Origin of the sequence: Streptomyces sp. NPDC050546 (assembly GCF_044457425.1) — a bacterium.
Classification (GTDB): domain Bacteria; phylum Actinomycetota; class Actinomycetes; order Streptomycetales; family Streptomycetaceae; genus Streptomyces.
Genome location: NZ_JBITGX010000011.1, coordinates 344,811 through 354,839, shown reverse-complemented (window position 1 = coordinate 354,839; position 10,029 = coordinate 344,811). Strand labels below are relative to the sequence as shown.

The following is a 10,029-nucleotide window of genomic DNA, read 5'->3' as shown; positions in this document are numbered from 1 at the left end:
GCCACCTCCATGCCCAGGTCGCGGGCCTGGTTCACGAACCAGGTGAAGTCCTCCAGGGTGCCCAGGTCGGGGTGGACGGCGTCGTGGCCGCCCTCGGGGGAGCCGATGGCCCAGGGGACGCCGACGTCGTCGGGGCCGGGGGAGAGAGTGTTGTTCTTGCCCTTGCGGAAGGTCGTGCCGATGGGGTGGATCGGGGGCAGGTAGACGACGTCGAAGCCCATCGCGGCGATGGCCGGGAGGCGGCGGGCGGCGGTGCGGAAGGTGCCGTGCGGCTGCTGCCGGGTGCCCTCGGAGCGGGGGAAGAACTCGTACCAGGAGCCGTACAGGGCCCGCTCCCGCTCGACGAGGAGCGGCAGCGGCTCGGAGGTGGTGACCAGGTCCCGCAGCGGATGCCGGGCCAGCACCTCCTCCACCTCCGGCGTCAACGCCGCCGCAAGCCGCGCGGCCGCCGGGCGGCTCTCGTCCCGCAGGGCGTCGACGGCTGCCAGGACCACGTCCCGCAGGCCGTCCTCCTCGGGTACGCCCTCGGCGGCTCGCTCGTACAGGCGCGCGCCCTCCTCCAGGACGACGTCCGTGTCCATGCCGGCCGGGATCTTGATCTGCGCGTGGTGGCGCCAGGTGGCGACCGGGTCGCCCCACGCCTCCACCGTGAACGTCCACAGGCCGGGCTCCCCGGCGGTGACCGTGGCGCCCCAGCGGTCGGTGCCGGGGGCCAGTTCCCGCAGGGGTGTCCACGGCCCGGGGCGGCCCTCGGGGTCCTTCAGGACGGCGTTGGCGGCGACCGCGTCGTGCCCCTCCCGGAACACGGTCGCCGAGATCTGGAAGGTCTCGCCGGTCACGGCCTTGGCCGGCCGGCGTCCCTGCTGGACGACCGGGCGGACATCGAGCACGGGTATGCGCCCGACGGCGGTCGCCGCGGCCGCGGGGGGCGGTTGCGGGACCGGTGGGCCGGCGTCGGCCGGGCGCACGGGACGTTCCTCGCCGCCGGGCGCGCGCGCCCCGGTGCGGCGGGTCGGGGGTGGTGACGAATGGTGCTTGGCGGGCATGACCGCTCCTGTCCGCGTCAACGTGGGTGGGCGGATGTCTATGGGGAGGTGGGTCCTGCGTGGTGCTCCTGAGAGGGGTACCCGGAGGAGCCTTCCCACCCTATTCGGGTGGGCAATCCGGCACTTTGTTAACTACTCAGGGGTATGTCGACACACAAGACCGGCCTCGTCCGCGACGGACGAGGCCGGCCCCTGAGTGTGGCTGCTCCTTCGCCCTACGGGTGCGGCACCCGCAGTAACTTGTCCGGTGAACCAATGCCCCGGCCGGAGATCTTCCCGGTCGCCGCTCCCGCCGTCAGAGCCCTCCCGACCTGGGACGGAGCCGCTTTCGGATGGTCGGCCAGATACAGCGCGGCCGCGCCCGCCGCGTGCGGAGAGGCCATCGAGGTGCCCGAGAACGTGGCCCGCGCGGTGTCGCTGGCGGCGGCCGCGGAGGTGATGCCGACGCCCGGGGCGAAGAGATCGAGGGCCGGACCGTGGTTGGAGAAGGCCGGTTTTGTATCCCCGCGGTCGGTCGCGCCGACCGTGATCGCCTGCTTGACGCTCGCCGGGGAGTAGAGCCCGGCCGGCCTGCCGTCGTTGCCCGCTGCGATCGTGTAGCTGACGCCGGAGGCGATGGAGGCGCGGACGGCGGCGTCGAGCCTGTCATTGCGCGGGCCGCCCAGACTGAGGTTGGCGACCGCGGGTTTCCTCGCGTGCCGGGTCACCCAGTCGATCCCGGCGATCACCCGGGCCGTGGTGCCCGCGCCCGCGGCGTCGAGGACGCGCACGGAGACGATCCGTGCCTTGCCGGCGATGCCGTGGGTCTTCCCGGCGACCGTGCCGGCGACGTGCGTGCCGTGCCCGTTGGCGTCCGCCGCGACCTTGTCGTTCCCCACGAAGTCCCAGCCGTGGCTCGCCCGGCCCCCGAAGTCCCGGTGGGTGGTCCGCACGCCGGTGTCGATCACGTACACCGTCACCCCGGCACCCGCCGACTCGGGCCAGGTGTAGCTCCGGTCCAGGGGGAGACTCGGCTGGTCGACGCGGTCCAGTCCCCAGGACGCCGGGTTCCGCCGGGTGCCCTCCAGTCGCACCCGGGTGTCCTGGACGACCGAGGCGACCCGCGGATCGGCGGCGAGCCGTGCGGCCTGTCTCGCGTTCGCCCTGATCGCGTAGCCGTTCAGGACCGTGCCGTAGGTGTGGCTGATGTCCACCCCGTATGTCTCGGCCAGGCTCTTTCCGGCCCCCGACGGTGCCCGTGTGCCCTCCTTCAGTGTCACCAGATAGCTGCCGTGCACGGTGCCGGGTCCTCCGGCGCCGAGTATCCGCCCCTCCGGTACGGCGTGCGCGGGCAGGGTGATGGCCGAAAAGGCCGCGGCGCAGATCGCCGCGGCCAGGCCCCCCGTCCAGCGCGGGCGCCGTGTGCGCGTCCGTGCCATGGTCCGAGTTCCCCTCCTCGACTCGGCGTACGGCTGCCGCGCGGCGCCGCGTACGGCGGGCTCGGGCCGGTACGCCAGGGGCAGCCTCTCGTGGCCCGTGAAACACCACAAGGACGCCTATGGGGGTGGAATCGGCCATATCCGTGGATGGTGCTGTTCAGGCCGATCGGGGGTGCGACGGCGGAGCCTCAGCGGCGGCGGCACATCCGCCGGTACTGTCGTAGGAGACGTCGATGAAGCCCTGTGTCAAAGCCCTGCGTCAACCAGCGAACGCGCCGAGGTGGAACCCGTGAAGGCGATCCGTCGATTCACCGTCCGACCCGTTCTCCCCGACCCCCTCCGGCCGATCGGCGATCTCGCCCGCAATCTGCGGTGGTCGTGGCACGCGGAGACCCGAGATCTGTTCCAGTCCGTCGACCCCGAGCGCTGGGCCGCCTCCGGGCGCGACCCGGTCCGGCTGCTGGGCAGCGTGCCGCCCGCGCGGCTCGCGGACCTGGCCGAGGACCGCCGGTTCCTGCGCCGCCTCGCCGCGGTCGCGGGCGATCTGCACGACTACATGACCGGCGACCGCTGGTACCAGGCCCAGCCCGAGGAACTTCCCGCCGCGATCGCCTACTTCTCACCCGAGTTCGGCATCACGGCCGCCCTGCCGCAGTACTCCGGCGGCCTCGGCATCCTGGCCGGCGACCATCTGAAGGCGGCCAGCGACCTGGGCGTCCCGCTGATCGGCGTCGGGCTGCTCTACCGGCACGGCTACTTCCGCCAGACCCTCTCCCGGGACGGCTGGCAGCAGGAGCACTACCCCGTGCTCGACCCGAACGAGCTGCCCCTGGTCCTCCTGGAGGAGCCCGACGGCACCCCCGCCCAGGTCGCCCTCGCCCTGCCCGGAGGCAAGCAGCTGCGCGCCCGGATCTGGCTGGCGCAGGTCGGCCGCGTGCCGCTGCTGATGCTGGACTCGGACGTCGAGGAGAACGACCTCGGCGAGCGCGGCGTGACCGACCGGCTCTACGGCGGCGGCAGCGAGCACCGGCTGCTGCAGGAGATGCTGCTGGGGATAGGAGGTGTGCGAGCGGTCCGGACGTACTGCCGGCTGACCGGGCACCCCGCGCCGGAGGTCTTCCACACCAACGAGGGGCACGCCGGGTTCCTCGGCCTGGAGCGGATCGCCGAACTCTGCGCGGCGGGTTCGGACTTCGACGCGGCACTGGAGGCGGTCCGTTCCGGGACGGTCTTCACCACCCACACCCCCGTCCCGGCCGGTATCGACCGCTTCGACCGCGAGCTGGTCGCCCGTCACTTCGGCCCCGACGCGGAGCTGCCCCGCATCGACGTCGGGCGCGTCCTCAAGCTCGGCATGGAGACCTACCCCGGCGGGGAGCCCAACCTGTTCAACATGGCCGTGATGGGCCTGCGCCTGGCCCAGCGCGCCAACGGGGTGTCCCTGCTGCACGGCAACGTCAGCCGTGAGATGTTCTCCGGCCTGTGGCCCGGCTTCGACGCCGAAGAGGTGCCGATCACCTCCGTGACCAACGGGGTGCACGCGCCCACCTGGGTCGCCCCGGAGGTGTTCCGGCTCGGCGCCCGGCAGATCGGTGTGCAGCGCGCCGAGGACGCGCTGACCGTCGGCGGCTCGGACCGCTGGGACGCGGTGGCGGACATCGCCGACCAGGAGATCTGGGAACTGCGGCGGGGCCTGCGCGAGCAGCTCGTGACCGAGGTGCGGGAGCGGCTGCGGGCCTCCTGGCGGCAGCGCGGGGCCGGTACGGCCGAGCTGGGCTGGATCGACGGCGTGCTCGACCCGGACGTCCTCACCATCGGCTTCGCCCGGCGGGTCCCGTCGTACAAGCGGCTGACGCTGATGCTGCGCGACCGCGACCGGCTGATGGACCTGCTGCTGCACTCCGAGCGGCCGGTCCAGATCGTCGTGGCGGGCAAGGCGCACCCCGCGGACGACGGCGGGAAGCGGCTGGTGCAGGAGCTGGTGCGGTTCGCGGACGATCCGCGGGTGCGGCACCGGCTCGTGTTCCTGCCCGACTACGGCATGGCGATGGCGCAGAAGCTGTACCCGGGCTGCGACATCTGGCTGAACAATCCGCTCCGGCCGCTGGAGGCCTGCGGCACGTCCGGTATGAAGGCGGCGCTCAACGGTTGTCTCAATCTGTCCGTCCTCGACGGATGGTGGGACGAGTGGTTCCAGCCGGACTTCGGCTGGGCCATCCCCACGGCCGACGGTGTCGGGACCGACCCGGACCGCCGCGACGACATAGAGGCCGCGGCGCTGTACGACCTGCTCGAGCAGCGGGTGACGCCCCGCTTCTACGAGCGCGGCCGCAGCGGGCTGCCCGACCGCTGGATCGAGATGGTCCGCCGGACCCTGAGCCTGCTCGGGCCGAAGGTGCTGGCCGGGCGGATGGTCCGCGAGTACGTCGAGCGGCTCTACACACCGGCGGCCCTCGCGCATCGCTCGATGGGGCCGGACCCCGCGCGTGAGCTCGCCGAGTGGAAGGGCAGGGTGCGGGCCGCCTGGCCGGGGGTCACCGTCGACCATGTGGAGACGTCGGTGTCGGAGGCGCTGGCGGAGCTGGGTACGACGCTGGGGCTTCGGGTGCGGGTCGGGCTCGGGAATCTCGGGCCTGATGATGTCGAGGTTCAGGTGGTGTCGGGGCGGGTGGACGAGGAGGACCGGATCGGGGACGCGGCGGTTGTTTCCCTGAAGCCGGTCGGGTCCCCCGGGGAGGACGGGCGGTGGGTGTACGAAGGGGCCTTGTCCCTGGATCGCACCGGGCCTTTCGGGTACACGGTGCGGATCCTTCCCGCGCATCGGCTGTTGGCCTCTAGTGCGGAGTTGGGGCTGGTGGCCGGGCCTTCTGAGGAGCTGGTGGAGGCTGCCGGGTTGTTGATGCGTTGAGTGTTGTCCGCGGGCGCGTGGGGGCTGGTCGCGCAGTTCCCCGCGCCCCTAGGTGTCTTCGCCACCCTGCGTTGCAATGTTCCGTAGGACCGTTCCACACCTGCGCGCATACGCGTGCTGGAACCCCCTGGTCGCCGGGCCGCCCGCCCTCGCGTACCACTTGGCCGCGCGGCTGAACGCGTTCACCGTCAGCCACACCGTGCCGTCTCCCGTGCGGTCGACCACGAAGGACTCCTCGCCGCTCTCCGGGTGGCCAGGCAAGGTGCCGTAGGCCCAGCCCGCCCGGCGGGGTTCCTCCAGGGTCCACACCACGCGGCAGGGGGCCTTGATCATGCCGGCGAGGGTGACGGTGACGTCGACGCCGGGGGCGGCCCGTTCCGCGCTCGCGTCGACGCCGACGCCCATGGCCCGGTGCATCTCCCAGGTGAGCACCGCCTCCGAGGCCCGGCGGAAGACCTCCTCGCCCTCCCCGAGGCGGGTGCGCACGTTCATGGGGTGGAAGCCCGGCGGGCAGAAGTGCTCCTCGCGGGTGGCGCCGACATCGGCGTACGTGAAGTCCTCCGAAGACATGGTCCCCAAGAGTAGGGCGGTACCCGGAGCCGCCTTCGCTCCGGGTACCGCCCGTGGTCGTGCTTCGGTCAGCCGACGTTGACCGCGGACCAGGCGGACGCGACCGCCTTGTACTCGGTGCTGCTCGCGCCGTAGAGGTCCTTGGCCGCGTTCAGGGTCGCCGTACGGGCGGCCGCGTACTTGGTCGTCGACGTCATGTACGTCGTCAGCGCCTTGTACCAGATCTGCAGCGCCTTGGTCCGGCCGATGCCGGTGACCGTGGAGCCGTTGGAGGTGGGCGAGTCGTAGGTCACGCCGTTGATGGTCTTCGAGCCGCTGCCCTCGGACAGCAGGTAGAAGAAGTGGTTGGCGGGACCGGACGAGTAGTGGACGTCCAGGCCGCCGAGGCTGGAGGACCAGGCGTCCTTGGACGAGCCGTCCTTGCTGGGCTTGTCCATGTAGCGCAGCGGGCTGCCGTCGCCGTTGATGTCGATCTCCTCGCCGATGAGGTAGTCACCGACGTCGGCGGAGTTGTTCGCGAAGAACTCGGCGCCCGCGCCGAGGATGTCGCTGGTGGCCTCGTTCAGACCGCCGGACTCGCCGCTGTAGTTGAGGCCGGCCGTGGCCGAGGTCAGACCGTGGCTCATCTCGTGGGCGGCCACGTCGAGCGAGGTCAGCGGGTTGGCGTTGCCCTCGCCGTCGCCGTAGGTCATGCAGAAGCAGCTGTCCGACCAGAAGGCGTTGACGTAGGCGTTGCCGTAGTGGACGCGCGAGTAGGCGGCCTTGCCGTCGTTGCGGATGCCGCTGCGGCCGAAGGCGCTCTTGTAGAAGTCCCAGGTCACCTGGGCGCCGTAGTGCGCGTCGGCGGCGGCGGTCTCCAGGTTGGAGGGGTTGCCGGTGCCCCAGACGTCGTCCGCGCCGGAGAACAGGGTGCCGGTGCCGGAGGTGCCGCGGTTCAGGTTGTACGTCTTGTGGCCGCCGCGCGTGCTGTCCGTCAGGTTGTACGTCGAACCGGACTTGGTGGTCGTGAGGTCGACCTTGCCGCTGTACGTGGTGTTGCCGGTGCCGGTCTCGATGGCCTGGTGCTCGTAGAGCTTCTTGCCGGTGGCGGCGTCGGTGACGACGTGCAGCTCGTTCGGCGTGCCGTCCTCCTGGAGGCCGCCGACGACGGTCTCGTAGGCGAGGACGGGCTTGCCGTCGGCCGCCCAGATCACCTTGCGGGGAGCGGAGTTCGCCTCGGTCTTCTCCGAGCCGGCCGCCTTGGCGAGCGTCACGGCCTGCTTCTCGGCCTTGGCGGCGGCGACCGCCGGCTTGAGGGAGGCGACCTTCACAGTGGCCTTCGTCGCTCTGGTGACGCCCTGGGTCGCGCCGGACTTCGACTCGTGCACGACGAGGTCGCCGCCGAGGACCGGCAGGCCCGCGTAGGTGCGCTCGTAGCGCGTGTGGACCGTGCCGTCGGCGTCCTTCACGACGTCCTTGACGACCAGCTTCTCCTGTTCGCCGAGGCCTATCTCGTCGGCGGTCTTCGGGGCGTCCGCCTGCTGCTCCTTGACGAGAGCCGTGCGGGCGGGCGCGGAGAGCAGGACGGGGGCGGCGGCGAGGGCCGGCCCGGAGGAGGAGTCGGCGGCGACGCTGCTGCCGGAGGTCAGACCGGTGGTGAGCAGGGCGCCTGCGGCGACGGCGGTGGCGATGGCCAGCGTGGTGCGCTTGTGACGCGCGTAGAGGGGGGTCACACGAGCTCCTTGATGTGGGGGAACTGCTGGGGTGCTGTGCGGCGGGTGGGGGAAGAGTGGCACCAAGGGCGCGTACATGTCAGGAGTAACGCGTGATGTTGGCCGGAAATCGACGACCGGCTGACGGTTCCGGGCATGTGAAGCGGGCGCCGTCCCGGGGGAGTCGAACCCACCGGGGCGGCGCCCTGACTCAGAGGCCCGTCGGCCTACGGGAAGGTGAGCTTCCAGCTGTTGATGTAACCGGTGTCGATGGCCGCGTTGTCCTGGACCCGGAGCTGCCAGGTGCCGTTGGCGACCTCGGAGGAGGCGTTCACCGTGTAGGTCTCGTCGATGTTGTCCGAGCTGCCGCCGGTGCCGTAGCCCTTCAGCGTGTACGCCGTGCCGTCGGGGGCGACCAGATCCACCTTGAGGTCACCGATGTAGGTGTGGACGATGTCCACGGCGACCTGGAGGTTGGCGGGCGCGTTGCCCGTCCGGCCGGTGACGGTGACCGGCGAGGTGACCGCCGCGCCCCGGTCCGGGATCGCCACGTCCGCGGCGTTCTCGAAGGACGTGCCGCCGCCGCCCCCGTCGCCGGGACGGGTGCCGACGTTGATGCCCGCCCACGCGTGCTGGACCGCCTTGTACTCGGCGCTGTCGGTGCCGTAGAGCTCACCGGTCGCGGCGAGGGTGCCGGTGCGGGCGCCCGCGTAGTTGGTCGTGGACGTGAACTTCGTGGTCAGCGCGCGGAACCAGATCTTCTCCGCCTTGTCCCGGCCGATGCCGGTGACCGGAAGCCCGTCCGAGGTGGCCGAGTTGTAGGTGACACCGTTGATGGTCTTGGTGCCGCTGCCCTCCGACAGGAGGTAGAAGAAGTGGTTCGCGGGACCGGACGAGTAGTGCACGTCGATCGAGCCGATGCCCGAGTACCAGCTGTCCTTGGACGCGCCGTCCTTGCTCGGCTTGTCCATGTAGCGCAGCGGGGTCCCGTCGCCGTTGATGTCGATCTCCTCGCCGATGAGGTAGTCACCGACGTCGGAGGAGTTGTTGGCGTAGAACTCGACGGTCGCGCCGAAGATGTCGCTGGTCGCCTCGTTCAGACCGCCGGACTCGCCGCTGTAGTTGAGGCCCGCGGTGTTCGACGTCAGCCCGTGGGTCATCTCGTGGGCGGCCACGTCGATCGACGTCAGCGGGTTCGCGTTGCCCGAGCCGTCGCCGTACGTCATGCAGAAGCAGCTGTCCGACCAGAAGGCGTTGACGTAGTTGTTGCCGTAGTGGACCCGGGAGTACGCGCCCACGCCGTCGCCGCGGATGCCGCTGCGGCCGTGCACGTTCTTGTAGTAGTCCCAGGTCAGCGCGGCCCCGTAGTGGGCGTCGGCGCCGGCCGACTCCAGGTTGGAGGGCGTGCCGTTGCCCCACACGTCGTCGGGCCCGGAGAAGAGGGTGCCGGTGCCGGAGGTGCCGCGGTTGAGGTTGTACGTCTTGTGGTTGCCGCGGGCGCCGTCGGTGAGGTTGTACGTCGAGCCGGACTGGGTCGTGGTGAGGTCGACCGTGCCGCTGTAGACCGTGTTGCCGGTCCCGGTCTCGATGGCCTCCCACTCGTACAGCTTCGCGCCGCTGGTGGCGTCGGTGACCACGTGCAGTTCCTGCGGGGTGCCGTCGTGCTGGAAGCCGCCGACGACCGTCTCGTACGCCACGACCGGCTTGCCGTTCGCGGCCCAGATCACCTTGCGGGGCTCGCGGTTGATGTCCGGGCTCTTGGCCTCGTCGGCCTTCCCCGCGGTGAGGGCCTGCTGCCGGGCCTTCGCGACGGAGACCGCCGCCTTCGTCGTGGCGGGCTTGATCGCGGCGCGGGTGGCCTTCGTGACGGACGCGGTGGCGTCGGCCTTCGTGCTCTCCACGACCAGGTCGCCGCCGAGGACGGGCAGGCCCGCGTAGGTGCGCTCATAGCGGGTGTGCACGGTGCCGTCGCGGTCTTTCAGGACGTCGCGGACGACCAGCTTCTCCTGGGCGCCGAGGCCCAGGTCCTTCGCGGTCCGGGCCTTGCCGGCGTTCGCCTCCCGGATCAGCGCGGCGCGCTGGGCGGGGGTGAGCTTGATCGATTCCGAGCCCGGCTTCGCCTTGCTCGCGGCCGCCGGAGCCCTGTCCTCCGGGGCCGCCGTGGCGGTGCCGGCCTGGACGGCGGTGGCGATCAGCGCGGCGACGCCGGCGAGGGCCACGGCCGCGGTACGGCGAGGGGTGTGGGGAGTGCGTCTGTGGGAGGTGCCTCTTCGCGAGGAACTGCTTCTCAACACTGACTCCTTCTGCATGGCCGGGGGTCGCCCGGCCTGGGGAGGTGGAGGTGTTGCAGTGGGGTTTCTGTAGAGCAGTCGTGGGAAGCGTGGCAGGGGAGTGCG

General features: G+C 71.4%; 6 protein-coding genes. 1 reads left to right on the top strand and 5 read right to left on the bottom strand.

Annotated elements, in window-relative coordinates; genetic code table 11:
• Both ACIBK5_RS27835 and ACIBK5_RS27830 read right to left on the bottom strand, forming a co-directional pair.
• Nucleotides 1–1,046: maltotransferase domain-containing protein (locus tag ACIBK5_RS27835; protein ID WP_399023538.1), on the bottom strand; the 1,046-nt coding region annotated here is incomplete at its 3' end.
• Nucleotides 1,047–1,261: 215 nt separating this feature from the next.
• Nucleotides 1,262–2,464, bottom strand: a complete 1,203-nt coding sequence (locus ACIBK5_RS27830; RefSeq protein WP_399023536.1) for a S8 family peptidase — start codon at nt 2,462–2,464, stop codon at nt 1,262–1,264.
• A 289-nt stretch (nt 2,465–2,753) separates the two neighbouring features.
• On the opposite strand from ACIBK5_RS27830, the gene ACIBK5_RS27825 reads away from it, so the two are divergent.
• Nucleotides 2,754–5,372, top strand: a complete 2,619-nt coding sequence (locus tag ACIBK5_RS27825) for a glycosyltransferase family 1 protein (protein ID WP_399023534.1) — start codon at nt 2,754–2,756, stop codon at nt 5,370–5,372.
• Between the two features lie 48 nt (nt 5,373–5,420).
• On the opposite strand, the gene ACIBK5_RS27820 is transcribed toward ACIBK5_RS27825, so the two are convergent.
• The 3 genes from ACIBK5_RS27820 to ACIBK5_RS27810 all read right to left on the bottom strand — a co-directional run bounded on the left by ACIBK5_RS27820 (nt 5,421) and on the right by ACIBK5_RS27810 (nt 9,942).
• A complete protein-coding gene (locus ACIBK5_RS27820) occupies nt 5,421–5,942 on the bottom strand; it encodes a DUF1990 domain-containing protein (RefSeq protein WP_399023532.1) in 522 nt (173 codons plus the stop codon).
• Between the two features lie 68 nt (nt 5,943–6,010).
• Nucleotides 6,011–7,654 carry a M4 family metallopeptidase gene (locus ACIBK5_RS27815; protein ID WP_399023530.1) on the bottom strand — a complete coding sequence of 548 codons (1,644 nt, stop codon included), beginning with the start codon at nt 7,652–7,654 and terminating at the stop codon, nt 6,011–6,013.
• Between the two features lie 206 nt (nt 7,655–7,860).
• A complete protein-coding gene (locus tag ACIBK5_RS27810) occupies nt 7,861–9,942 on the bottom strand; it encodes a M4 family metallopeptidase (RefSeq protein ID WP_399023528.1) in 2,082 nt (693 codons plus the stop codon).
• Nucleotides 9,943–10,029: the final 87 nt, after the last annotated feature.